General features: G+C 66.8%; 26 protein-coding genes. 14 read left to right on the top strand and 12 right to left on the bottom strand.

What is annotated here, in order from left to right:
• Positions 1–82 precede the first annotated feature (82 nt).
• The gene (locus AX672_RS03080) at positions 83–841 is read right to left on the bottom strand and encodes a 3'-5' exonuclease (protein WP_066648053.1); all 759 of its coding nucleotides are present in this window, start codon (positions 839–841) and stop codon (positions 83–85) included.
• 135 nt (positions 842–976) lie between these two features.
• Here AX672_RS03080 and AX672_RS03075 point away from each other — a divergent pair, with 135 nt between their 5' ends.
• Positions 977–1,162: a hypothetical protein gene (locus AX672_RS03075; RefSeq protein WP_066648049.1), complete on the top strand. Its 186-nt coding sequence runs from the start codon at positions 977–979 to the stop codon at positions 1,160–1,162.
• Positions 1,163–1,316: 154 nt separating this feature from the next.
• On the opposite strand, the gene pgmG is transcribed toward AX672_RS03075, so the two are convergent.
• The 3 genes from pgmG to AX672_RS03060 are packed head-to-tail and all read right to left on the bottom strand — an operon-like array spanning position 1,317 to position 3,804.
• Positions 1,317–2,699: a phosphoglucomutase/phosphomannomutase PgmG gene (gene pgmG, locus AX672_RS03070; RefSeq protein ID WP_066648048.1), complete on the bottom strand. Its 1,383-nt coding sequence runs from the start codon at positions 2,697–2,699 to the stop codon at positions 1,317–1,319.
• Positions 2,700–2,734: 35 nt separating this feature from the next.
• Positions 2,735–3,022, bottom strand: coding sequence for a DnaJ domain-containing protein (locus tag AX672_RS03065; protein WP_066648046.1), 288 nt, complete (start codon positions 3,020–3,022; stop codon positions 2,735–2,737).
• The gene (locus AX672_RS03060) at positions 3,022–3,804 is read right to left on the bottom strand and encodes a division plane positioning ATPase MipZ (protein WP_066648031.1); all 783 of its coding nucleotides are present in this window, start codon (positions 3,802–3,804) and stop codon (positions 3,022–3,024) included. Before AX672_RS03060 ends, AX672_RS03065 begins: the two co-directional genes overlap by 1 nt.
• A 77-nt stretch (positions 3,805–3,881) precedes the next feature.
• Between AX672_RS03060 and panC the strand changes: the two genes are divergently transcribed.
• The 8 genes from panC to AX672_RS19250 all read left to right on the top strand — a co-directional run bounded on the left by panC (position 3,882) and on the right by AX672_RS19250 (position 11,817).
• Positions 3,882–4,736 carry a pantoate--beta-alanine ligase gene (gene panC / locus AX672_RS03055; protein WP_066648029.1) on the top strand — a complete coding sequence of 285 codons (855 nt, stop codon included), beginning with the start codon at positions 3,882–3,884 and terminating at the stop codon, positions 4,734–4,736.
• A 69-nt stretch (positions 4,737–4,805) separates the two neighbouring features.
• Positions 4,806–5,102, top strand: a complete 297-nt coding sequence (locus AX672_RS03050; protein ID WP_066648027.1) for an SEL1-like repeat protein — start codon at positions 4,806–4,808, stop codon at positions 5,100–5,102.
• A gap of 75 nt (positions 5,103–5,177) precedes the next feature.
• The gene (locus tag AX672_RS03045; protein WP_202189218.1) at positions 5,178–5,576 is read left to right on the top strand and encodes an MAPEG family protein; all 399 of its coding nucleotides are present in this window, start codon (positions 5,178–5,180) and stop codon (positions 5,574–5,576) included.
• A 159-nt stretch (positions 5,577–5,735) separates the two neighbouring features.
• Positions 5,736–6,938 (top strand): efflux RND transporter periplasmic adaptor subunit, encoded by a 1,203-nt coding sequence (locus AX672_RS03040; RefSeq protein WP_231731134.1) that lies wholly within the window; start codon positions 5,736–5,738, stop codon positions 6,936–6,938.
• Between the two features lies 1 nt (position 6,939).
• A complete protein-coding gene (locus tag AX672_RS03035; protein ID WP_066648022.1) occupies positions 6,940–10,137 on the top strand; it encodes an efflux RND transporter permease subunit in 3,198 nt (1,065 codons plus the stop codon).
• Positions 10,134–11,594: an efflux transporter outer membrane subunit gene (locus AX672_RS03030; protein WP_066648019.1), complete on the top strand. Its 1,461-nt coding sequence runs from the start codon at positions 10,134–10,136 to the stop codon at positions 11,592–11,594. Before AX672_RS03035 ends, AX672_RS03030 begins: the two co-directional genes overlap by 4 nt.
• Positions 11,595–11,602: 8 nt before the next feature.
• Complete coding sequence (locus AX672_RS19175; protein WP_269454020.1) at positions 11,603–11,731, top strand: hypothetical protein; 129 nt, start codon at positions 11,603–11,605, stop codon at positions 11,729–11,731.
• Positions 11,728–11,817 carry a CDGSH iron-sulfur domain-containing protein gene (locus tag AX672_RS19250; protein WP_372587560.1) on the top strand — a complete coding sequence of 30 codons (90 nt, stop codon included), beginning with the start codon at positions 11,728–11,730 and terminating at the stop codon, positions 11,815–11,817. Before AX672_RS19175 ends, AX672_RS19250 begins: the two co-directional genes overlap by 4 nt.
• A 121-nt stretch (positions 11,818–11,938) precedes the next feature.
• Here AX672_RS19250 and AX672_RS03025 read toward each other — a convergent pair whose 3' ends face one another.
• Entirely contained in the window at positions 11,939–13,471 is a 1,533-nt protein-coding gene (locus AX672_RS03025; protein ID WP_066648016.1) for an ABC transporter permease/substrate-binding protein, read from the bottom strand.
• Positions 13,468–14,250 carry an ATP-binding cassette domain-containing protein gene (locus AX672_RS03020; protein WP_066648014.1) on the bottom strand — a complete coding sequence of 261 codons (783 nt, stop codon included), beginning with the start codon at positions 14,248–14,250 and terminating at the stop codon, positions 13,468–13,470. Before AX672_RS03020 ends, AX672_RS03025 begins: the two co-directional genes overlap by 4 nt.
• 53 nt (positions 14,251–14,303) lie before the next feature.
• Here AX672_RS03020 and AX672_RS03015 point away from each other — a divergent pair, with 53 nt between their 5' ends.
• Positions 14,304–15,104, top strand: coding sequence for an SDR family oxidoreductase (locus tag AX672_RS03015; protein ID WP_066648013.1), 801 nt, complete (start codon positions 14,304–14,306; stop codon positions 15,102–15,104).
• Between the two features lies 1 nt (position 15,105).
• The gene (locus tag AX672_RS03010; protein ID WP_066648011.1) at positions 15,106–15,465 is read left to right on the top strand and encodes a bleomycin resistance protein; all 360 of its coding nucleotides are present in this window, start codon (positions 15,106–15,108) and stop codon (positions 15,463–15,465) included.
• A 155-nt stretch (positions 15,466–15,620) separates the two neighbouring features.
• Here the strand turns inward: AX672_RS03010 and topA are convergent, their stop codons facing one another.
• On the bottom strand, positions 15,621–18,200 hold the full coding sequence (gene topA, locus AX672_RS03005) for a type I DNA topoisomerase (RefSeq protein WP_066648008.1): 2,580 nt from the start codon (positions 18,198–18,200) through the stop codon (positions 15,621–15,623).
• Between the two features lie 98 nt (positions 18,201–18,298).
• Between topA and AX672_RS03000 the strand changes: the two genes are divergently transcribed.
• The gene (locus AX672_RS03000; RefSeq protein WP_231731133.1) at positions 18,299–18,565 is read left to right on the top strand and encodes a type II toxin-antitoxin system Phd/YefM family antitoxin; all 267 of its coding nucleotides are present in this window, start codon (positions 18,299–18,301) and stop codon (positions 18,563–18,565) included.
• A complete protein-coding gene (locus tag AX672_RS02995; protein ID WP_066648002.1) occupies positions 18,562–18,828 on the top strand; it encodes a Txe/YoeB family addiction module toxin in 267 nt (88 codons plus the stop codon). Before AX672_RS03000 ends, AX672_RS02995 begins: the two co-directional genes overlap by 4 nt.
• Positions 18,829–18,856: 28 nt before the next feature.
• Here AX672_RS02995 and dprA read toward each other — a convergent pair whose 3' ends face one another.
• Positions 18,857–19,936 carry a DNA-processing protein DprA gene (gene dprA / locus AX672_RS02990; protein WP_066647999.1) on the bottom strand — a complete coding sequence of 360 codons (1,080 nt, stop codon included), beginning with the start codon at positions 19,934–19,936 and terminating at the stop codon, positions 18,857–18,859.
• A gap of 4 nt (positions 19,937–19,940) precedes the next feature.
• On the bottom strand, positions 19,941–20,525 hold the full coding sequence (plsY, locus tag AX672_RS02985; RefSeq protein WP_066648087.1) for a glycerol-3-phosphate 1-O-acyltransferase PlsY: 585 nt from the start codon (positions 20,523–20,525) through the stop codon (positions 19,941–19,943).
• A gap of 131 nt (positions 20,526–20,656) precedes the next feature.
• Here plsY and murI point away from each other — a divergent pair, with 131 nt between their 5' ends.
• The gene (gene murI / locus AX672_RS02980; RefSeq protein ID WP_066647995.1) at positions 20,657–21,448 is read left to right on the top strand and encodes a glutamate racemase; all 792 of its coding nucleotides are present in this window, start codon (positions 20,657–20,659) and stop codon (positions 21,446–21,448) included.
• Between the two features lie 12 nt (positions 21,449–21,460).
• On the opposite strand, the gene AX672_RS02975 is transcribed toward murI, so the two are convergent.
• The 3 genes from AX672_RS02975 to AX672_RS02965 all read right to left on the bottom strand — a co-directional run bounded on the left by AX672_RS02975 (position 21,461) and on the right by AX672_RS02965 (position 24,217).
• Positions 21,461–23,008 carry a DUF1570 domain-containing protein gene (locus AX672_RS02975; RefSeq protein WP_066647992.1) on the bottom strand — a complete coding sequence of 516 codons (1,548 nt, stop codon included), beginning with the start codon at positions 23,006–23,008 and terminating at the stop codon, positions 21,461–21,463.
• Between the two features lie 103 nt (positions 23,009–23,111).
• Positions 23,112–23,591, bottom strand: coding sequence for a hypothetical protein (locus AX672_RS02970; RefSeq protein ID WP_066647989.1), 480 nt, complete (start codon positions 23,589–23,591; stop codon positions 23,112–23,114).
• Positions 23,588–24,217 (bottom strand): histidine phosphatase family protein, encoded by a 630-nt coding sequence (locus AX672_RS02965; RefSeq protein WP_066647987.1) that lies wholly within the window; start codon positions 24,215–24,217, stop codon positions 23,588–23,590. Before AX672_RS02965 ends, AX672_RS02970 begins: the two co-directional genes overlap by 4 nt.
• Between the last annotated feature and the right edge of the window lie 9 nt (positions 24,218–24,226).

The following is a 24,226-nucleotide window of genomic DNA, read 5'->3' as shown; positions in this document are numbered from 1 at the left end:
CTCTAATCATGGCCAAGAGGGGCGGTTTTGTGCAGCTTAATTGGGTCTGCTAAGAGAACGGCTGCCAAAGCTGCCGGCTCGATCAGAACAGCGCGCCCTGCCCAGTTGGTCGGCGGATCGCGCCGCCGCCGCGCCGCCGCGCCTGTTCGCTCTCAGCCGTGTAGCGGACATCGGGATCGCGATCGGCGGCGAAGACGGCGAGCGTTTCGTCCTCCAGCTCGTGCCATTCCTTGCCGCGGTCGGGACCATTTCGCACGCGCGGCAACAGCCCCGGCAGATTCGACCATTCGATCAGCTGCGCGACATCGACCAGATTGAGCATGTCACGCAAATGGTGCGCGGTGACATAGGCGTCGGGAAAGGCGCGGTGCACCGGCAGCCCGCGCTCATGCTCCAGCCCTTCGGGTCGGCGCCAGTAGCGCAGCACCTGGTTCGAGAAGGATGGCGAATCGGGCCAGAGCCGCAGCGCGCACTTCCAGGTGCAGATCCAGTCGGCACCGTGCGTCAGCGACGCCGTGCAGAATTGCTGCTCGAAATCGGCGCGGTGCGCAGCCAGCGCGACGCGACGCGGCCAGGGATCGAGCACGGGCCGTGCGACATCATGCCAGAAAGGCGCTTCGGCGACTTGTTCGTCAAGGATATGGTGGATCGCCTGCGTGATCGCCGGGATCGGCCGTCCCGGATTGACGAACAGCGCGCCGCCGTCGCCGTGCAACGCCCAGCGGCCGTCGCGACCGAGCGCGACATCCTGCCAGCCGATTTCGCACACGCCGTGCGCGGGCGGCGCCTGGCCCGTGGTTTCGAGATCGATGACGCGGATGATCTGGGGGGCAACGGCCATGCCGCTAGGTGGCGCCTGTTGGGTACGAATACCACCCCTTCCAGCGCCTGCGAAACGAGTTTATGATTCTTGGCTGACAATCAAAAACTTGCCGTGCCAGGAGGAATGGATGCGGGAAACTGAAGGCTATCGGACATGATCGGCTGGATTGCAGGTCGCGCGCGCTGCCTGACGGGCGAACACAAGCGCTCAGCCAGCCGGGCATTCCGGCCGGAAGGATCGGAAAAGTTCGAAAGCGTCTGCGTCTATTGCGGCGTGCCGATGTTGCGGCTGGCCAAGCGCAACTGGATCGTCAAGCCGCGCGGCGGCAGCAATAGCTGACCCGCCGGGCGCGCGTAGCCGGCGCCGCAATCGTTGCGCCATTGGGGCATCACCGGCGGCGGCCATCCTTGAAACCATTGTGGCGGCCGCGATGATTCCCTGCCGTCGCCGCTACGCGATCAGCTGCGACGAGTTCGACTGAACGGGGCGCCGTTCAGTGCGCGGCCTGCGGGCCGCGCTGCAGGCCGCTTGCCGCCAGTTGCGCGTCGATCATCGCCAGCAACCGGTCGCGGCCTTCCTCGGTCCGCGCCTCGGCCCGCGCGACAAGCACATCCTGCGTGTTCGACGCGCGCAACAGCCACCAGCCGTCCGGCGTCGACACCCGCGCGCCGTCGGTACGGTCGACCTGCGCGCCCTCGGCCTCAAGCCGCGCCAGCACTTCGTCGATCACGGCGAACTTGCGGCTCTCATCGACCTGAAAGCGCATTTCGGGCGTATTGACGAGCGCGGGCATCGCGCCGCGGATCTCGGTCATCGACTTGCCGATCATATGGACCGCGCGGATCAGCCGGACAGCGGCATATTGGGCATCGTCAAAGCCATAATAGTCGTGCGCGAAGAAGATGTGGCCGCTCATCTCGCCGGCCAGCGGCGCATTGGTTTCGCGCATCTTGGTCTTGATCAGGCTATGGCCGGTCTTCCACATCAACGGCGCACCGCCGAGTTCCGCGACCCGGTCGAACAGTGCCTGGCTGGCCTTCACATCGGCAATGATCGTCGCGCCGGGCAGCTCGCGCAGGATCGGTTCGGCCAGAATGGACAAAAGCTGGTCGCCCCAGATCACCCGGCCCTGCCCGTCGATCGCGCCGATCCGGTCGCCGTCGCCGTCGAAAGCCAGTCCGAAATCGAGCTGCTTGTCAGCGACAAGGCGTTTCAGGTCGGCGAGGTTTTTTTCCTCAGTCGGATCAGGATGATGGTTGGGAAAATTACCGTCGACATCGGTGAACAGCAGGTGATGCTCACCCGGCAGAAGCTTGACGAGCTTCTCGATCACTGGCCCGGCGGCGCCATTGCCCGCGTCCCAGCCGATCCGGTACGCGCCGCCGGCATAGCCCGCCATCAGCCGCCCGACATAATCGTCCATCACATCGGCGGCGTCGACGGTGCCCGCGCCCGTCTCCCAGTCGCCGGTGGCGGCGAGCCGCGCCAGATCCTGGATGTCGTCGCCGAAAAACGGGCGATGCTGGAGCACCATCTTGAAGCCGTTATACTCGGCGGGATTATGGCTGCCGGTTATCTGGATGCCGCCATCCACTTCTAGCGTCGCCTCGGCATAATAGAGCATCGGCGTCGGCCCCATGCCGATCCGCACGACGTCGACGCCGCTCGCGGTCAGCCCTTCGACCAGCGCCGCCTCGAGTTCGACCGACGTCGTGCGCCCGTCATAGCCGACGGCGACGCGGGTACCGCCCGCGCGGCGCACGCGCGTCGCAAAGCCGCGACCGATCGCGGTGGCATCCGCCGTCCCGAGCGTTTTGCCGACGATACCGCGAATGTCATATTCACGAAGCGAGGTGCGGTCGAACTGGTGCGTCATCGGTTGGGAAAGCCTCTTGGCTGGGGTTTCGGGCGTCACTGCGCCCCGGATTTGAGCAACACGTCGCGCGCCAGATTGATCCGGCGCATGAGTTCGGTCGAGCCGCCGCGATCGGGGTGCACCGCCGCCGCCAGCCGCCGGTGGGCCGCCCGGATCGCTTCGGCATCGTCGGTCGCGGTGACGCCCAGGATCGCGCGTGCTTCGGCTTCGTCGAGGCTGCGTTCAAAGCGCGGCCCGCGATCGGCGCGGCGCGGCGTCAGATAGGGCCGCAGCCACCAATAAGCGGCGGCGGCAAGCGCCGCGAAGAGCAGCAGCTTGGCCATCAGGCGAACAACGGCAAGGCAGGCTCGGGCAGTCCGAGCGCGGCCATCATCTCGCGCAATTCCTGGCGCGCGGCGACATGGCCAAGCCCCATCTCGCCGAAATCGCGCGAATCGATCAGCGTCAGGCCATTGGGGAACATTTCGCGATAGACGACGCGCTCGCCAAGGCCGGGAATGACCCGGAAGCCCACGCGCTTTGCGAGCTGGCTGAGCGCGTCCGACACCCGGCGCATGTTGCGCGCCTCGATATGCTGGAGCCGGTTGCGCAGCACGACCCAGTCGATCGTCGCACCATCGGCCTTGGCGCGGGCCTTGCGCGCGTCCCAGATCAGCTCGGCATAAAAGCTCGGCCGGGTGACGCGGAAGGTGGTCGGGTCGACTTGCCCGATCAGATCGAAATCGACGAAGCTGTCGTTCATCGGCGTGACCAGCGTGTCGGCCTGCTGCACCGCGGCTCGAGCGAAGGGATCATCGCGGCCGGGCGTGTCGATGATCAGGAAATCGGCATCGCTGCGCAGCGCCTCGACCTGCTCGTTGAACCGATCGAGGCTTGCGCCATCGTGCGTCTGATAGGCGGGCATCGGCAGGTCGCGGCCGAGCCGCTTGATCGTCGCTGTGCGATTGTCGAGGTAGCGCCCGAGCGTGCGCTGGCGATGGTCGAGATCATAGGCAGCAACGCGCGCACCCTTGGCGGCAAGCGCAATCGCGACATGGACGGCCGTCGTCGACTTGCCGGTACCGCCCTTTTCATTGGCAAACACAATGACGTGCGTTTTGGCCAAGCCGCTTCCCTTGTTGATCGGCGCGGGCTCCCCCCATAGAAGGCCGCGCTCGTCCCCTTATCGAAGGCCAAACGCGCGTGCAAACCATCCGTCAGCTTGTTCAACTCCGTCAGGAAATCGCCACGCTGCGCGCCGAGGGCGCCCGGATTGCGCTGGTGCCGACGATGGGGGCGCTGCACGCCGGGCATATCGCGCTGGTCGAAGCCGCCAAGCGTGTCGCCGACAAGGTGGTCGCCTCGATCTTCGTCAATCCGCGCCAATTCGGACCCAATGAGGACCTCGCGCGCTATCCGCGCCGTGAGCTGCAGGACAGCCGGATGCTCGCCGAGGCGGGCTGCGCCTTGCTGTGGCTGCCCGGTGTCGAGGAAATCTACCCGAGCGGCTTTGCGACCAACATTTCGGTCGGCGGCGTCAGCGAAGGGCTCGACGGTGCGGCCCGGCCCGGCCATTTCGACGGCGTCGCGACCGTCGTCACCAAATTGTTCAATCAGGTCCGTCCCGATGTCGCGCTGTTCGGCGAAAAGGATTTTCAGCAGCTCGCGGTGATCCGGCGGCTGGTCGTCGATCTCGACCTTGGCATCGAGATCATCGGCGTGCCGACCCAGCGCGAGGATGACGGGCTCGCGCTGTCGTCGCGCAACGTCTATCTGACCGGTGAGGACCGCGCGCGCGCGGTGGCGCTGCCGCGCGCGCTCGGCGATGCGGCGCGGGCGATCGGTCGCGGCGGCGATGCCCAGGCGGCACTGGCGGCGGCAGAGACGGCGCTCACGCACGGCGGGTTCGAAGCCATCGATTATGTCGCGCTGGTCGACGCCGAGACGCTGGTGCCCTCGACTGACCTCGCCCGCCCGCTGCGGCTGCTGGCGGCCGCGCGGATGGGCGGCACGCGGCTGATCGACAACGTCGCGGTCGAAATTATCGAACAGGGTTAATCGCGTTAACCATTTGTTGAAGCTCTTCGCGCCACAATCCCCGTCGTGGGGTAAAATGGGGTGGCAGCGATGGCACATAGCCTGAAGAGCGCGACATTTTTGATCGAAAGCCGGATCGCCGATGCAGCGCGCGGCGATTGCAATGCCTGTTACGATCTGGGGATCCTGTATTCGACGGGGGCTGGCGGCATCGCCATCGACCTGATCGAAGCGCATAAATGGTTCAACCTGGCAGCAGTATGGGGCAGCGAAGCCGCGCAGGCATGCCGCAGCGACATCGCCGAGGACATGACCGCGCGCGAAATCGCCGAGGCGCAGCGCCAGGCCCGCGCCTGGATCGTGCAGACCGGACGCCGCGCCGCCTGATAGGATTTGCAGCCGGGCGCATTCCGCCCGATACACCGGGTCCCGCCATCTAACGCCGGAGCCGGAATGCACTTCATGATCACCGCGGCCACTGCGACCGCGCTCAGCCTGCTGCTGCTCGCGCTCGCAGCCAACACCATCACTCACCGCATGATGCTGCGCGCGCCGTTCGGCGACGCCGGTGACCCCGGGCTGATCGCTGCCAGCCGCGCACATGGCAACCTTACCGAATATCTGCCGATCGGCCTTGCGCTGATTGCCTTGCTCGAAGCCAATGCCGCTGACCCGCTGGCGCTGTCGATCGTGGCGGCACTGTTCGTCGCCGTGCGGGTTTTTCATGCGTTCGGCCTGCGCGGATCGCACAATGGGCTGACGATTGGCCGCTCGGTCGGCATCCTCGGCACCTTGTTGCTGCTGGCAGTGATGACCGGCTGGCTCGGCGCGCTGCTGATGCGGCCTTACCTCGGTTTTTGACGCCGTCGCCCCATGTCGCATTTGTGTAACCAAATGTTTTCATTACGCCCCTTGCAAAGCACAAGACGAATTCGCACCTAAAACTCTGTGAGCATGTGCAGCATCGCGGCACCAGTTTCACGGGTCGGGGCACGACCCATATCGACAGGGGACGCTCTGATGCGCATGTTTTGGGTTCGCGGCGGAGTCGTGACTGCAGCGATGGGCGGCGCGCTCGCCGCATGCTCGAATGGCGCCGCCCCGCCTGCCCCCCCGCCGACCCAAGTCACGGTCGCAACGCCGCTGCAGCGCCAGATCGTCGACTGGGACGAGTATATCGGCCGCTTCGAGGCGATTCAGGACGTCGAGCTGCGTCCGCGCGTGTCGGGCGCGATCGACCGGGTGTTGTTCGCCGATGGCCAATATGTGCGGCAGGGTCAGCCGCTGTTCGTAATCGATCCGCGCCCGTATCGCGCCGCACTCGCGCAAGCCGAAGCGCAGACCAACCGCGCGCGCGCCGCGCTTGCCAATGCGCAGACCGAACTGGCCCGCGCGAAGACGCTGCTCGAAGCGCAGGCGATCTCCAAGGAAGAATATGAGCAGAAGCTGGCGGCGGCCCGCACCGCCAGCGCCGATGTCGCGGCCGGCCGCGCACAGGCATCGACGGCAGCGCTCAATCTGGGTTTCACGACCGTGCGCTCGCCGATCAGCGGTCGGATTTCCGACCGGCGCGTGAGCCGCGGCAATCTGGTGGCGGAGGGAACGACCGTGCTGACGCGCGTCGTCTCGACCGATCCGATCTGGTTTTCGTTCGACGGCGCCGAGAGTTTTTATCTGAAATATCGACGGCAGGACAAGGAAGGCACTCGCCGGTCGTCACGCGATGCGCCGAACCCGATCGAGATCCAGCTTGCCGACGAAGCCACTTACCGGTGGCGCGGGCGGATGGACTTTGTCGACAATGCAATCGACGCCAATTCGGGCACGATCCGCGCGCATGCCGTGGTCGCCAATCCTGACGGGTTCCTCACGCCGGGCCTGTTCGGGCGTGCACGGCTGCTCGGCTCGGGCACGTACCGCGCGATGCTTGTCCCCGACGAAGCGATCATCACCGACCAGACGCGCAAGCTCGTCTATGTCGTTGGCAACGACGGCAAGGTCGCGCCGCGCCCGGTCGTGACGGGCCCGCCGGTCGAGGGACTGCGCGTTGTCAGGGAAGGCCTCGCGCCGACCGACCGCGTGGTCATCAACGGGCTGACGCGGCTGCAGCCGGGCATGCCGGTCAAAGCGACAATGACCGTGCTCAAGCCGCGCGCGGCCAATACCGCGCCGGTATCGGCGCCGCTGTCGGCACCGCCCGCCGCCGAAGCGCAAGCCAAGTAACATGCGCTTCCCGCATTTCTTCATCGACCGGCCGATCTTCGCGGCCGTGCTGTCGATCCTCATCATCGTGTTCGGGCTGGTCGCTTATCCGATCCTGCCGGTCGCGCAATATCCCGAGATTGCGCCGCCGACGGTGGTGGTGAGCGCGACCTATCCCGGCGCCACCGCCGAAACGCTTGCGGAAACGGTCGCCGCGCCGCTCGAGGAATCGATCAACGGCGTCGAGAACATGATCTACATGTCGTCGTCGTCGACCGGCGACGGCGTGATCGCGATCACGGTGACGTTCAAGCAGGGCACCGATGTCGATCAGGCGCAGGTGCTCGTCCAGAACCGCGTCTCTTCTGCCGAGCCGCGCCTGCCCGAGGAAGTGCGCCAGATCGGCGTGACGGTGCGCAAGAATTCGCCCGACATCCTGATGTGCGCGACCTTGTTCTCGCCCGACAAGACGCTGAGCCAGCAATATATCTCAAACTATGCGACGACGCAGATCATCGACCGGCTCAGCCGTATTCAGGGCGTGGGCGGCGCACGCATTTTCGGTGCGCGCGATTATAACATGCGCGTCTGGATCGATCCCGATCTCGCCGCCGCGCGCAACCTGACCGTCGATGAGATCACTGCCGCCGTGCGCAACCAGAATGCGCAGGTCGCGGTCGGCTCGGTCGGCGCACCGCCGTTCAATCGTGGCGGGACGGCCTTCCAGCTCGGCATCCAGACCGAAGGACGCCTGACCAGCCCCGAGCAGTTCGGCGAGATCATCATCAAGCGCGATGATCAGGGTCGGCTGACGCGGGTGCGCGACGTCGCCCGGATCGAGCTGGGCGCGCAGGATTACGGGATCAACCCCTTCTTCTCGAACCAGCCGACGACAGCGGTCTGCATCACCCAGCTGCCGGGATCGAACGCGCTCGCGACCGCCGAAGCGGTGCGCGAGGAAATTGCCAATTCGGCCAAGAGCTTCCCGCCGGGGATGACCTATGCGATCCCCTATAACCCGACTGAATATATCGAAGCGTCGATCGAGGAAGTGCAGAGCACCTTGTTCGAGGCTTTGATCCTCGTCGCGCTGGTGGTGCTGCTGTTCCTGCAAAGCTGGCGCGCGGCGCTGATCCCGATTGTCGCGATCCCGGTGTCGCTGATCGGATCGTTCGCGGTGCTTGCGGCCTTTGGCCTGTCGATCAACAACCTCTCGCTGTTCGGGATGGTGCTGGCGATCGGCATCGTCGTCGACGACGCGATCGTCGTGGTCGAGAATATCGAGCGGCTGATGGTAGAAAAGGGACTGTCACCGCTTGCCGCCGCGCATGAGACGATGGACGAAGTGTCGGGCGCGCTGATCGCGATCGCACTGGTGCTGTGCGGTGTGTTCATCCCGACGAGCTTCATTCCGGGCATTTCGGGGCAATTCTACCGCCAGTTCGCGCTGACGATCGTATCGGCGACGGCGATTTCGGCGTTTGTCTCGCTGACATTGTCGCCGGCGCTGGCGGCATTGGTGCTGAAGCCCAAGCCGCACGGCGATGCAGCGCCCCCGCCTGCCCCCGGCATTCGCGGCTGGGGAATGCGGTTCGCGCGCGGCTTCAATCGCGCGTTCGACAGCCTCGGCAATCGCTATGGCAGGTTTACCGCGCGCGCGATCCGCACGCTGGGCCTGATCGTCATCGTCTATGCCGCGCTGATCGGGCTGACCGCGTGGCGCTTTACCGCGACCCCGACCGGGTTCATCCCGGCGCAGGATCAAGGCTATCTGATCGTTGCCGCGCAATTGCCGCCGGGTGCGTCGCTTCAGCGCACCACGGACTTCCTCCAGCGCGCACAGGCAATCGCGCTCAAGCATCCGGCATCGGCGGGGACAGTCGCGTTCGCCGGGCTCGATGGCGCGACGTTCTCGAACGCGCCCAATGCCGCTGCGATGTTCGTTGCGCTCAAGCCGCATGGCGACCGCAAATCAGCGGACGAGGTCGCCAACGACCTGCGCGGCGCCATGAGTTCCCTGACCGATGGGCTGTTGCTGGTCATTCCCCCGCCGCCCGTGGCGGGGATCGGCACCGGTGGCGGCTTCAAGATGCTGATCGAGGATCGCCAGAACCAGGGCTATGCCGCGCTCGAAGGAGCAGCGTTCGCGATGATGATGCGCGCCAACCAGACCCCCGGGATCGCAGGCACCTTTACCACCTTCAACGTGCGTACCCCGCGCCTGACCGCCGATATCGACCGGCCGCGCGCCGAACAGCTCGGCGTGCCGGTGCAGAACATCTTCCGCACGCTCGGCACCTATCTCGGCTCGAGTTATATCAACGACTTCAACTTCCTTGGCCGCACCTATCGCGTGACGGCACAGGCCGATGCACCCTATCGCGACGATATCGCCGACATCGGCAAGCTCAAGACGCGTTCGGCCGCAGGCGCGATGGTGCCGCTCGATGCCGTGCTGACGCTCAAGAATGACAGCGGACCGTATCGCGTCGTGCGCTACAATCTCTATCCTGCGGCTGAACTGCAGGGCGACACTGCTCCGGGCTATTCATCCGGCCAGTCGCTTCAGACGATGGCGAAGCTCGCTGGCGAGACGCTGCCGGCGGGCATGTCGTTCGAATGGACGGAGCTGGCGTTCGAGCAGCAGCAGGCGGGCAATACCGGCGCGCTGGTGTTCGGGCTCGCGGTGCTGTTCGTGTTCCTGCTGCTCGCCGCCAATTACGAAAGCCTCGTGCTGCCGATGGCGGTCATCCTGATCGTGCCGATGTGCCTGCTGGCGGCGATCGTGGGCGTCAATCTGATGGGCATGGACAACAACATCCTGACGCAGATCGGGCTGGTGGTGCTGATCGGCCTTGCCGCGAAGAACGCGATCCTGATCGTCGAATTTGCCAAGGCCAATGAAGATGCCGGGATGGAACTGCGCGAAGCCGCCGAGCATGCTGCTGCCCAGCGCCTGCGCCCGATCATCATGACCTCGATCGCCTTCATCCTCGGCACCTTGCCGCTGGTAATCGGGTCGGGGCCAGGCGCCGAAATGCGCCGCGCGCTGGGCGTGGCGGTGTTTTTCGGGATGATCGGCGTGACGACCTTCGGGCTGCTGTTCACGCCGAGCTTCTACGTCATCTGCCGCACGCTCGGCGACCGGGTGAGCCGTTACTTCCATCGTCGCAAGCCCGCCGATCCGCCAGCCGAACCTGAGCCGGAGGTGCAGCCATGAAGCGGTCGATGACCGTCGCGATTGCGGCGCTGCTGTCGGGCTGCGTCGTCGGGCCCAATTATGAGCGCCCCGGCACCGCCCCGCGCGCGAGCGGCACGCTTGCCGAAGTCGCCCGCACACCCGCTGCGGTATCGGCGCAGCCGCTGCCCGACCATTGGTGGCAGCTCTATGAGGATCCGGCGCTCGACCGGCTCGTCGCCGATGCGCTGGCGCACAACACCAGCATTCGCGAAGCCGCCGCCAATCTGCAGCGCGCGCGCGCGGTGCTTTCCGAACAGCGCGGCGCGCGGCTGCCCTCGACCGACCTCAGCGCGCAATATTCGCGCCAGCAGGGCAACAGCGCCGCCGCCGCCGCGTTCGGTGGCGGGGGTGGCCAGGTCCAGACCTTCGGCTTCGATCTGTTCCAGTCAGGGTTCGACGTAGCCTATGAAGTCGATCTGTTCGGCGGCGTGACGCGCGCGGTCGAAGCGGCGCGCGGCGATGTCGAGGCATCGGCGGCGCAGCTCGACGCTGCGCGTGTGTCGATCGCGGCAGAAACCGCACGCGCCTATGTCACTGCGTGCAGCAATGCCGCGCAGCTTGCCGTCGCGCGCGAAACGGTCGACTTGCAGCAGCAGACGCTCAAGCTGACGACGACGCTGTTCGACGCCGGACGCGGCACACGGCGCGATGTCGAGCGCGCCGATGTGTTGCTCGCGCAGACGCAGGCGCAGCTCCCCGGTTTCGATGCCGAGCGGCGCGCCGCGCTTTATGCACTGGCGACGCTGACCGGGCGGCCGGCCGCTGAAATTGATGCCGATGCGGCGAAATGCACCGCGCCGCCCGCCGTCAAATCAGTGATCCCGGCGGGCGACGGGGCCGCACTGTTGGCCCGCCGCCCCGACATTCGCGCGGCCGAGCGCAGCCTTGCCGCCGATACCGCGCGCATCGGCGTCGCGATTGCGGACCTGTACCCGCGCATCCAGCTGCTCGGGAGCATCGGCCAGAATGCGACGCGCGGCAGCCAGTTTTTCCAGCCGACCGCGATCCGCTATTCGATCGGCCCGCTGATCAGCTGGAATTTCCCCAACCAGACGATCGCGCGGGCGCGCATCCGCCAAGCGCGCGCATCCGCCGACGCCAGTCTCGCGCGCTTCGACGGTGCGGTGCTGACCGCGCTCAACGAGACCGAGCAGGCGCTCGCCCGCTATGCCGGCGCGCTCGATCGCAATGCCGCGCTCGTCCGCGCCGAAAAGTCGAGCAGCGAGGCGGCGCGGCTGTCGCGGCTGCGCTTCGATGCCGGCGCTGACAATTTCCTCCAGCTGATCCAGGCCGAAAGCGACCGCGCCAGCGCCCGGGCCGCGCGCGCGCAGTCTGACGCTGCGGTTGCCGACGCGCAGATCAGCCTGTTCAAGGCGCTCGGCGGCGGCTGGCAGGATGCGCCCGCGCCCGCCCGCCGCGACGCCGCCACCCAATAGGAGCCACGGTGACCGAACAGCGCCCCGTTCCCGCTTCCCGCAAACAGCTTTGGGCGATCCTGTTTGAAGCCGCCGAGATCGAGCACAATCTGATGTCGAGCTGTGTTCGGGCACCGGACGCACGTTCGATCGGGTGACGTCGGCGCGGCTGTGCCGCTGCGGCGGGTCGGCCAACAAGCCATATTGCGACAGCACCCACCGCCGGATCGGGTTCGTCAGCTGACTACCCTGCATGCTAGCGTGTCATTGCGAGTGTAGCGAAGCAATCTAGAGCGACACCGGAGCACACCCTAGATTGCTTCGCTCCGCTCGCAACGACGACTGGATGTGCCGGAAGTTGATGCCTAGCGCCCCAGCTTCCCCTCCAGCCAGCGCGCCGCTTGCTCGGGACTGACCTTGTCCTTGTCGCGGTCGACCATGTAATTGGCCTCGCGCATCAGATCGACCGGGATCGCGCCGACCAGCGGCTGGATCGCACCCACGAAATCGGCGTCGTCGGCATGCGCGCGCGTCACCATCAGGATCGCGTCATAGCCGGGGATCGCCCCCTTCGGATCGCTGAGCACCGTCAGCTTTTGCGCGGCGATCCGCCCGTCCGACGAGAAGGCCGAGATCACATCGGCCTGCCCGCTATCGATCGCGCGGTACATGAAGGTCGGCGAGTAAGCCTGCGCCGCCTTGAACTTGAGCGGATAGGCGCGCTTGACCGCCGCCCATTCGGGGCGCTCAAGAAATTCGAGGTCGGAGCCGAGCTTGAGCGCGGGCGCCTGCGCGACGAGGTCGTCGAGCGACTTGATGCCGCGCTTCGTCGCCTCGTCACCGCGCATCGCAAAGGCATAGGCGTTTTCGAACCCGAGCGCCCCAAGCAGCTTGATGCCGTGCGTCTTCGCGGCCCAGGTGCCGATCCCGCGGACGATGTCAGCGCGCGGCGGCACGTCCTGCCGCTTCATCTCGTTGGTCCAGATCGTCCCCGAATAGTCGACATAGACATTGATATCGCCGCTCGCGAGCGCGCCGAACACCACTGCCGACCCCAGCCCTTCGCGATACTGCACGCGGTAGCCCGCGCGTTCGAGCCGGTGGCCGATCAGCCGCGCGAGGATATACTGCTCGCCAAACCCCTTGGCGCCGACAGTGACCGACTTCTGCCCGGTCGGCATCACCGGGGCGAGCGCGGCGAGAATGCCGATCGCGAGCACCACCAGCGCGGCGATCGCGCGCCCGCGCTTGCGCTCGGCAATGCCATGTTCGACCACGCCGAGCAGTGCATCTACCGTAAGCGCGAGCAGCGCCGCGCTCAGGCAGCCGGCGAGCACCAGCGCCCAATTCTGCGTCTGCAGGCCCGCGAAGATCATGTCGCCGAGGCTCGGCTGGCCGACCGTGGTGGAGAGCGTCGCTGCGCCGATCGTCCAGACCGCCGCGGTACGGATGCCCGCCATCAGCACCGGCGATACCAACGGTGCCTCGACCAGCATCAGCTTCTGCCAGCCGGTCATGCCGACGCCGTCGGCGGCTTCGATGACGGCGGGGTCGAGATTGGCGAGCCCCGTCACGCCGTTCCGCAGGATCGGCAGGATCGCGTAGAGCGTCAGCGCCAGCACCGACGGCAGGAAACCAAGCGCAGGAATGCCGCCGCCGACCAGCGCCGACAGTGTCAGCAGCAGCGGATAGAAAAGCGCCAGCAGCGCAAGGCTCGGGATCGTCTGGACAAGGCTCGCAAAACCGAGCGCTGCGCGCGCGACCAGCGGCCGCCGCGCCGACCAGATCGCCAGCGGCAGGCTGATCACGAGGCCGAGCACCAGCGCCGAGGCCGCCAGCAGCAGATGCGCCGCCAGCAGATCGGGCACGCGCTGCATCGCCTCTAAGAAGGGACTCATGCGCCCTGCTCCAGCGCGCGCAGCCGCCGCGCCTGTTCGCGCGGCACGGCGACCAGCGCGGCTGCTTCCGGCCCGCCCTCGCCCGCGATCAGTTGCGCGGGCGTGCAATCGGCAACAACCCGCCCAGCGTCCATCACCAGCACGCGGTCGGCGAGCAGCAGCGCCTCGGCCATGTCGTGCGTCACCATGATCGTGGTCAGCCCCAGCCGGTCGTGGAGGCCCCGGATCGCCTCGCCCAACTGGTCGCGGGTGACGGGGTCGAGCGCGCCGAACGGCTCGTCCATGATCAGCAGCCCCGGCTCGGTCGCGAGCGCGCGGGCGACGCCGACGCGCTGACGCTGGCCGCCCGACAGTTCATCGGGAAAGCGCGTCGCGAAATCGCGCGGCAGGTCGACCAGATCGAGCAATTCCTCGATCCGCTCGCGATTATGCTTGATGCCGGTCAGCCGCAGCCCGATCGCGATATTCTCGGCGACGGTGAAATGCGGGAACAGGCCGATGTTCTGGAAGATATAGCCGATCCGTCGGCGCAGCGCGTGCGGCTCCTCGTCGTCGACCGGCGCGCCAGCCATCAGCACGCGGCCCTCGCTCGGCTCGACGAGGCGATTGATCGTCTTGAGCAGGGTCGACTTGCCCGACCCCGACGATCCGACCAGCGCGACGAAGCTGCCCGCTGCGATCGTCAGCGACACATCGGCAACGGCCGCCACAGCGCTGGCATAGCGTTTCGACACGCGCTCGAAAGCGACCGAGGGTCCGCGGGTCGATTCCTGTGGCATCGGTCGCGGTGATGCGGGATGAGAGCGCCAAGGTCAAACGGGGAGGCAGGCAGATGGGGGAAAGCACGACCAAGGCGATTTTCATCACCGGCGGCGGATCGGGGATCGGGCGCGCGGTCGCCATCCTGTTCGCCGCACGCGGGTGGCGCGTGGGGCTGGCCGATGTCAATGCGGCGGGCATGGCCGAAACGGCGGCGATGCTGCCCGCCGGAATGGCCTCGTGCCATCAGATGGACGTGCGCGACCGCGATGGCTGGGCGGCGTCGCTGGCCGCCTTTGCCGAAGTCAGCGGCGGGCGGCTCGACGTGCTGTTCAACAATGCCGGCATTGCCGCCGGGGGGCCGCTGGCCGCCAACAGCTTCGACGAAATCGACCGCGTCGTCGGCATCAACCTGATGGGCGTCGTCAACGGCGCCAAGCTCGGCTACCCCTACCTGAAGGCAACGCCCGGATCGTGCCTGCTCAATACCGCGTCGGCAGCGGGGATCTACGGCGGGCCGGGGATCGGCATCTACGCCGTCACCAAATTCGGCGTGCGCGCGCTGACCGAAAGCCTCGACGGCGAATGGGCAGCGGACGGCATCAAGGTGCGCTCGCTGATGCCGAGCTTCATCGAAACGCCGCTGCTCGCCGCCGGGATGGCGGGGTCGAACCGCAGCGTGCGCGAAACGGTGGTCGAAGGCGGGCTGGAGATCACCCCGGTCGAGGAAGTCGCGCAGGCGGCGTGGGATGCCGTCCACGGTGAACGGCTGCACACGCCGGTCGGCAGGACCGCCAAGCGGCTGATGTTCGCGGCGCGCTGGATGCCCGGCGGTTTGCGCAAGGGGATGAAGAAGCGCGGGCTCGGGCGCTGACATGGCCGATCACGCGACCCCCAATCTGCCGTCGCGCGATTTTACGGCGAGCGCGGATTTTTACGGCAAGCTTGGCTTCGAACAGGGCTGGCGCGACGACGGCTGGATGATCCTCGAGCGCGGCGATCTGATGCTCGAATTCTTCCCCTATCCCGATCTCGACCCGTGGAGCAGTTCGTTCAGCTGCTGCGTGCGAGTCGATGATCTGGCGGCGCTCTATGCAGTCTGTCGGGCGGCGGGAATTCCCGAACAGACAGTCGGCTTCCCCCGCCTCCACCCACCGCGCGAAGAGGATAGCGGGATGACGATCGCCTATCTGGTCGATCCCGATGGCAGTTTGCTGCGGCTGATCCAGAATTAGCGCAGCATCACGGTTCGTCATTCCCGCGAAGGCGGGAATCCCTAATCATGGAGGCTGGGGGCAATCGCGTCGGCAGCGATTATGGATCCCCGCCTTCGCGGAGATGACGATCGTAGCGGGCACGTTCGTCGCACGGCGGCGGACGCGCGCATCCGTCAGCCTGCCGCTTTCGCTTTGGGCTTGGCCACTTTCTTCGCCGGCGCCTTTTTCGCAGCCGCAGCCTTGGACGTTGCCTTTTTCGCTGGAGCCTTCTTGGCCGGGGCCTTCTTCTTTCCCTTGGGGGGTGCCGCCGCCGCCCGCGCGTCGATCAGTTGTGCGGCTTCCTCCAGCGTCAGCGCGTCTTTCTCGATCGTCTTGGGGAGCGTCGCATTGGTGACGCCGTCGGTGACATAGGCGCCATAGCGGCCCTCCATCAGCTTGATCTCGGCCTCGGTGCGCGGGTGCGCGCCCAATATCTTGAGCGGCGCCTGCGCCCCCCGCTGCGGCCGCCCGCCGCCTGCGGCCGCCTCGGCGAGCTTCACGACCGCCGCGTTCATGCCGGTCTCGAACACTTCGGCCGTCGAGCCCAACCGCGCATATTTGCCATTGTGCGCCAGATAAGGCCCATAGCGCCCGATCGATGCGGTGATCGGCTCGCCGGTTTCAGGATGCGTCCCGATTGTGCGCGGCAAGCTCAAGAGCTTCAGCGCCCAGTCGAGATCGAGTTCGCCGGGCAGATCCTTGGGGATCGAGCCGCGCTTGGCGTCCTTCCCGTCGCCGAGCTGGACATAGGGCCCGAACCGGCCCGACCGCTTCGACACGTCCAGCCCGGTTTCGGGATCGGTGCCGAGCACTTCCGGTCCGGCATCGCCGGTCGCCTCAGCGCCGCCCTGCGCGAAGCGGCGGGTGTATTTGCATTCCGGATAGTTGGAGCAGGCGACGAACGCTCCGAACCGCCCGCCACGCAGGGCAAGCCGCCCCTCGCCGCAATTGGGGCAGAGCCGCGGGTCGCTGCCGTCGCGCTTGTCGGGGAACAGGTAACTGCCAAGGAATTCGTCGAGCGCCGCCGTGACTTCGCTGGGCTGGAACGCCATCACTTCGGAGGTGCGCGGCTTGAAATCGCGCCAGAAGGCGTCGAGCACCGCCTGCCATTCGGCGCGCCCTCCCGAGACATCGTCGAGTTCTTCCTCGAGCCCGGCAGTATAATCGTACCCGACATATTTCTCGAAAAAGCGTTCGAGAAAGGCTGTGACCAGCCGCCCGCTTTCCTCAGCGAAAAAGCGGTTCTTCTCGACGCGAACGTAGAGCCGGTCCTTCAGCGTCTTGATGATCGAGGCATAGGTCGATGGCCGCCCGATCCCGAGTTCCTCGAGCCGCTTGACGAGGCTCGCTTCGGAAAAGCGCGGCGGCGGCTGGGTGAAATGCTGCTCGGCGTTGACCGCCTTCTTGGCCGGCGCATCGCCTTCGCGCAGGCGCGGCAGGCGGCGGGCTTCCTCGTCACTACTGTCGTCCGATCCCTCTTCGTAGAGCGCGAGATAGCCGGGGAAGAGCACCACCTGCCCGGTCGCGCGCAGGGCATGCTGGCCGCTGCCGTCGGTCAGTTCGACCGTGGTGCGCTCCATCCGCGCCGACGCCATCTGGCTCGCGAGCGCGCGCTTCCAGATCAGCTCGTAGAGCCGTGCGTGATCGCCCGAGCCGACGCGATCCTTGCCGAAATCGGTCGGGCGGATCGCTTCATGTGCTTCCTGCGCATTCTTGGCCTTGGACGTATATTGGCGTGGCTTGTCAGGCACATAGCTCGCGTCATAGCGATCGGCGACCGCCTTGCGCGCGGCCGAAATCGCGCTGCCATCCATCTGCACGCCGTCGGTGCGCATATAGGTGATCGCGCCATCCTCGTAGAGCGCCTGTGCGATCCGCATCGTGTGGTCGGCCGAAAAGCCGAGCTTGCGCGCGGCTTCCTGCTGCAGGGTCGAGGTGGTGAACGGCGGCGGCGGATTGCGCGTCGCGGGCTTGGTCTCGACGCTCGCGACGCTGAAACGCCCCGCCTCGACATCGGCCTTGGCCGCCAGCGCATCGCCTTCCTTGCCGATCGTCAGCCGGTCGATCTTGGCCCCGCGCCACTTGCTCAGCCGCGCGGTGAAGGGCGTGCCGTCATGTTCGAGATCGGCGGTGACCGACCAATATTCCTGCGCCACAAAAGCTTCGATCTCGCGCTCGCGCTCGACGATCAGGCGCAGCGCCACCGACTGCACGCGGCCCGCCGATTTGGCGCCCGGCAGCTTGCGCCACAACACCGGCGACAGCGTGAAGCCCACGAGATAATCGAGCGCGCGCCGCGCCCGATAGGCGTCGATCAGATCGGTATCGAGGTCGCGCGGGTGCGCCATCGCCTCGGTCACGGTCGCCTTGGTGATCGCGTTGAAGGTGACGCGCTGGACGTCCTTGGGCAGCGCTTTCTTGGCGCGGAGCACTTCCTGCACGTGCCACGAAATCGCCTCGCCCTCGCGGTCGGGGTCGGTCGCCAGGATCAGCCGGTCGGCGGTCTTCGCCAGATCGGTGATGGCCTTGAGCTGCTTGGCCTTGTCGGCGTAATTTTCCCATTCCATCGCAAAGCCATGGTCGGGATCGACCGAGCCGTCCTTGGCAGGCAGATCGCGGACATGGCCATAGCTGGCAAGCACGCGGTAATCGCTGCCGAGGTATTTCTCGATGGTTTTCGCCTTGGCGGGCGATTCGACGATGACAAGCTGCATGGACGCTCCCTTACGCATACGCGCGAGGGTGGGAAGCCGGAACCGGGTTCGTCAAGCGGCAGTACGCAGCCTTGCCGCGCTTGACATTGGACAGAATATTGTCCAATTACGCTTTCATGTATGCCATCAGCTATTCCGAAGCCCGCGAAAATCTGAAGTCGGTGATCGACCAGGTCGTCGCCGATCACGCTCCCATTGCGATCACGCGGCAGCGCGGCGAAGGCGCGGTGCTGGTGTCGCAGAGCGATTGGGAAGCGATTCAGGAAACGCTCTACCTGCTGTCGTCGCCCGCCAATGCATCGCGGCTGATCGAAGCAGTGCGCGGGCTGGAAGCCACCGATCCGAAGGGCATGCCTTTCCCGTGAACGTTGCCTTCTGGCCAACGGCGTGGGACGATTTCCGCCACTGGCAGGATCACGACGACAAGATGTTTGCAAAGCTTGTCGGCCTAATCGAAGAATGCCGCCGCCACCCATTCAAGGGCACCGGCAGGCCCGAACCGCTGAGTGGTAACCTGTCGGGCTGGTGGTCGCGGCGGATCAACCATGAGCATCGCCTTGTCTATCGCGTCAGCGGGACCGGCGACGAGCAGGTGCTCCAGATTGCCCAGTGCCGCTATCATTATTGACCGGGGCGGGGGCAGTGGCGCCGTCGCCTCAGGCCAAACTCACCCGTCCGCCTGCCTGGCGTTCGATTCGTCCGGCAAGTTCGAGTTCGAGCAGCACCATCTGCACAACTGCGGGAGCGAGCCCCGATTGCCGGATCAGTTCGTCGACCGCAACTGGCACCGGGCCGAGCAGCCCGACGAGGCGGCGGCGCTCGGCATCGCTGGCATCAGCGGGCGGCGGCGCGCCATAGCCACTGGCGGGTGACCGCAGCATCCGCGCGTCGATCGGCCCGATTGCCTCGACGACATCGGCGACCGACTGGATCAAGGTCGCGCCCTCGCGGATCAACTGGTTGCACCCCTGCGCGCGCGGATCGAGCGGCGAGCCGGGCACTGCCATCACGTCGCGCCCTGCCTCGCCCGCCAGCCGCGCGGTGATCAGCGAGCCCGATCGCGGCGCCGCCTCGACCACGATCGTGCCGACCGCGAGGCCTGCGATGATGCGGTTGCGCTGCGGAAAATGGCGCGCGAGCGGCTTGGTTCCGGGCGGATGCTCGGTCACCAGCAGGCCCGCTTGCGCGACACGTTCCTGCAGATCGGCATTTTCGGGCGGGAAGGTGACGTCGATGCCGCTGGCGATCACACCGATCGTGCCGCCGTCGATCGATCCCTGGTGTGCGGCAGTGTCGATCCCGCGCGCCAGCCCCGAAGCGACGACGATGCCCTCCGACGCCAGCCCGAAAGCCAGATCGCGCGCAAAGCGGCAGGCAGCAGCCGAGGCATTGCGCGCGCCGACGATCGCGACCACGCGGCGCTGCGGAAGGTCGGCATTGCCGCGCACGATCAGCACTGGCGGCGCGGTGTCGAGCTCGGCCAGCAGCAGCGGATAGTCGGGCTCGCCAATGAAGAGGTGGCGCGCGCCCAGTTTCGCGACGGCAGCACGCTCGCGTTCGACGGTGCGCGGATCGGCGATCACCGGTGCTTTCCCTCCGGCGCGCGCGGCCAGCATCGGGATCGCGTCGAGCGCCGCGGCCGCGGTGCCGAAACGCGCGATCAGCTGGTGATAGCTGACCGGTCCGACATTGGCCGAACGGATCAGCCGCAGCTTGTCGAACGCATCGTCGCCCAAGCCGTCAGGCCTTTTGCCCGACGCGTGGCTCGGTGCCCGCGCGCAAGCGACCGATGTTGCCGCGATGCTTCCACACGATCAGCAGGGCCAAGGCGAGCAGGAGCGGCAGCAAGCCGGTGTCGCCAAGCAAGATCGCCGCGATCGGGGCCGCCGTCACGGCAGCTAGGCTCGCGACCGAAGAAATTCGAAACAGCGCGAGCGTGATCGCCCAGACGAGTCCGCAGACCAGAGTGATGACGAAGGCCTGCACGCCGAGCAGCACGCCCAGTGCGGTTGCGACGCCTTTGCCACCCCTGAACTTGAGCCAGACCGGATAGCAATGCCCGACAAACGCCGCGAACCCGCCCAGCGCAGCATAGCCGGGGTCGACCCGCGCCGCGACCAGCGCGGCAACCGCGCCCTTCGCGGCATCGAGCAGCAAGGTCGCCGCCGCCAGCCCCTTGCGACCGGTACGCAGCACGTTGGTCGCGCCGATGCTGCCCGAACCGATGCTGCGCAGGTCGCCCGCACCCGCCATGCGCGTGAGCAGCAGGCCAAAGGGCACCGACCCGAGCAGATAGCCAACCAGCGCGAGCAGCAACGGCGTCATCCAGTCCATGTTCTGCGCCACGCCGCTCCCCGATCTCGCGCCTTCAATAGCCGGGCGTGGGGCGACCGCGCAACCGACAGCATTGCCTTGGCGCAATTGCCAAAATCGCGACGAGCCGCCATCTGGCGGCGATGGTCGATGCGCGTCCCGTCCTGTTCTTCGATTCCGGTGTCGGCGGACTCTCGGTGCTGGCGGCGGCGCGCGCACTGCTGCCCGCGATGCCGGTTGTCTATGCTGCCGACTCAGCGGGCTTTCCCTATGGGACCAAGTCCGAGCGCGAAATCGCCGTGCGAGTCCCGGCCTTGCTGGGCCGACTGGCGGAACGCTATCGCCCGCGGCTGGTGGTGATTGCCTGCAACACCGCGTCGACGATCGCGCTCGCCGATGTCCGCGCAGCGCTCGATTTGCCGATCGTCGGCACCGTGCCCGCAATCAAGCCCGCCGCCGAGGCCAGCCTGTCGCGCGCGATCGGCGTACTCGGCACCGAAGCGACCGTGCGACAAGCCTATGTCGACAGCCTTACCGCGCAGTTCGCTGCCGATTGCCTCGTCCTGCGGCACGGCTCGGCCGATCTGGTCGCGGCGGCGGAGGCCAAGCTGCGTGGGGTGCCGGTTGATCCAGGCCGCTATGCCGCGGCGCTGGCGGGTTTGCTCGACCAGCCGGGCGGCGAGCGCATCGACACCGTCGTGCTCGCCTGCACCCATTTCCCGCTGGTCGAGGCCGAACTGAAGGGCGCCGCCCCACGCCCGCTGGCCTTCGTCGACGGGAGCGCCGGGATTGCGCGACGGATCGCCCATCTGACCCACGGACAGGCATGGCCCGATGTCGCGGCGGAAGGGATCGCGGTGTTCACCGGCGGTGGCGACCCGTCCTTGGCGCCCGCGCTCGCTGCGCACCGACTGACGCGGATCGACTCGCTTTAGGCAGCGGCGCGATCAGCTCTCGGCGTCGACGGCATCGCCGATCAGCTTGGCCTTCACGGCCGCGTCGCGCACCGCGGCCAGATCGGCACCGCTGTCGATCAGCGCGACGATCGCACGCACCGGATTCTCGCCGGTCGCATGCGGGTTGAACGCGACCGGCGCCAGCACGCGACGCGCGGCGGGCAGATCGCCCTGATTGAGCAGCGCCCCAAACGCAAGCACGCGGACCCCACTTTCCTGCGGCGCCAGCTCGACCGCGCGGAGCAGCCCGTCGATCGCGCTCGGGCGCGGCGGCTCATGCGCAATCAGAAAGCTGGTGTAGAACATAACCAGCGGCAGCGCATAATCGGGGGCCATGCGGTTGGCCTTGATGATCCATTGCCGCGCATCGCGCCAGAGCGCCGCATCGGCCGGCGATGCCTTGACCGCGCGGCGCATGTGCACGCGCGCTTTATAGACCATCGCCATCAGATTGCCGGGCTCGATTGCGAGCGCACGGTCGGCAGCGGCTTCGGCCTCCGCGTCGTTGCCGGCGTCATATTCCATTTCGGCAAGCACGCGCTGGATCCAGCCATTGGTCGGGTTGTCCGCCGCAATCTTGCGCGCGCCCGGCAGCAATTTCTTGGCCTCCGCCGTCGTGACGCCCGTTGCCGATTCAAAGCGCAGCGGCATGATCGAGGCTTCGGCCGGAGTCAGCGCGCGAACCACGACCGGATCGATCGTGACGCTGGCGGCGCGGATGACGAGCCCATTCAACCGCTGGGTGCGATAGGCGTTGATCTCGGCATTGAGCTTGCCCAGATCACCAAAGGCCTCGGTCCCCGCCGCCACGGGTGCCGTGCCCTGCGCGATCAGTTTCTGAAACTTCTCGATTTGTCCGTCGCGTTTGCGGCTGAGCAGCAGATAATGGGTCAGCAGCCAGCCCCGCGCATATTTCTGTTCGGTCGCTTCATCGTCGAGCCGGCGCGAATCCGAATCGAGCAGCGCCTTCACCGACATCAGATTATTGGCAAAGATGCTGTAGGAGCGCGCATTGTTCGCCGCGCCGAAAGTGACGGCGCCATCCTTGTCGATGGTGGCAGTGGATAGCAGCTCGGCCAGCCCCTCGCTCAACCAGCCGGGGTAAAGCGTGGTGCTGTTCCCCAGCAGCAGATGGTGCGCATATTCGTGGAACAGCACGAGATTGGCGTTGAATTCCTCGACGCCGCTGTCGACGCTGAGCGGCGTGACGATGAACGATCCTTGGACGCTGGTGCGATAGAAGCCGGCGACATTGCCCGACTTGCCACCATGGTATTTCTGGACCGCGCCGGTGCCGCGCACGACATAGATGGTGACGCGGTTGGCGGCGCCGCCGGGCGGTTCGGGCAGATTGAACAGATACCGCACCGCCGCGCCATAGCGTTCGAGCCGGTCGGTAAAGGTCGCCAGCTGGCGCCGTGAAATGTCGCCATAGACGACGAAATGCTTGTTGCTGGCCTCAAGCCACTCCGCCTGGGCAGGCGCTGCCGCCAACGCCAGCGACACTCCAACGATCAACCACCGCAGCGCCCAGCGCATCTCGCATTCCTTCCCCTGTAACATCCCGATTTTAAATTGATTAATCTGGCTTGAAAGGCTGAATCGCGCTCGCTGACCGATGTTTCGCGTGCGGCGGCGATGGTTAGCCGGGCAGGCAGCCGAGCGCCGCCGCGTCGATGGCGGTCGCCGCCCCGCGCAAGGGATAGACATCGGCAAAGGGTGCCCCGTTCCGGGCGAGCGTTTCGACGCTGAGCGACCGTCCGGCACGGATCGCCGCGATGATCGCCGCGTCGGTCCGCGTATCGGGCGCCCAGGCGTCGGCCTCGCCCGCGACGAGCTCGAACCGGCGCTCGCCGATGCTGAGCGTTACCCGCGCGCGCGGATCGCGCGGACGGCTCAGCCGGACATGGAGCTGGCCATGGGTGCCCTGCCGCGGCCAGTCGTTGATGCTGACGAAGGGGCGCCAGCCGCTCGCGCGTGCGCCACCTTCCGGGCGCGCGATCGCATAGCAATGGCGCGGCGACGGATCGCGGAACGCGCCCCAGCGGTCATAGATGCCCAACGGATCGCGCGCCGCCGCACTCCCCGCCAGCAACAACCCGCCTAGCAGCAGCCACTTCATGCCGGGGCGTGCCCGCCGCCCAGATGGATCACCGTCTCGACGCCTTGCTCGATCATCACCACCGATCCTTGCGGCAGCCCCTTGGCGGCAGGGGCGCCCAGCGACGGCCAGTCGGGCAGGCCGGTCATCACCCCGCGCAGGACGCAGCTCGACACGCCGTGCATGATCACCAGCCGGTCGCCCGGATCGCTGTCGGTCTCGGCGAGCCAGGCCGACACCCGCGCGGCGATCTGCGGATAGGTCTCGCCATCGGGGGATGGTTTTAGCAGGCCGCTCGCCGGATCGATCACCGGGCCGACCTCGGCCATGACGTCGCTGTAATAGCGCCCGCCCCAGCTGCCCATGCCGATTTCGACCAGCCGGTCGTCGGCGCGGGCGCCGTGCCAGTCGAGCCCGAGATGCTCGACGATGATCGCCAGCGTCTGGAGCGCGCGGCCAGCGCTCGACGACCAGAGCGTCAGTGCAAGTCCGTCGCCCATGAACGCTGCGAGCGCCGCCCCCATTTCGTCGGCCTGGGTAAAGCCCGCACGCGTCAGCGGCGTATGCGCGGCATCGCCCTGCAGTCGGCGGGCGGCGTTGAACACCGTCTCGCCGTGGCGCGCGATGAAATCCCTGCCCTGCCGCATGTCGCCTCC

Origin of the sequence: Sphingomonas sp. CCH10-B3 (assembly GCF_001556185.1) — a bacterium.
Classification (GTDB): Bacteria; Pseudomonadota; Alphaproteobacteria; order Sphingomonadales; family Sphingomonadaceae; genus Sphingomonas; species Sphingomonas aquatica.
This window is presented reverse-complemented; position numbering and strand designations above follow the sequence as displayed.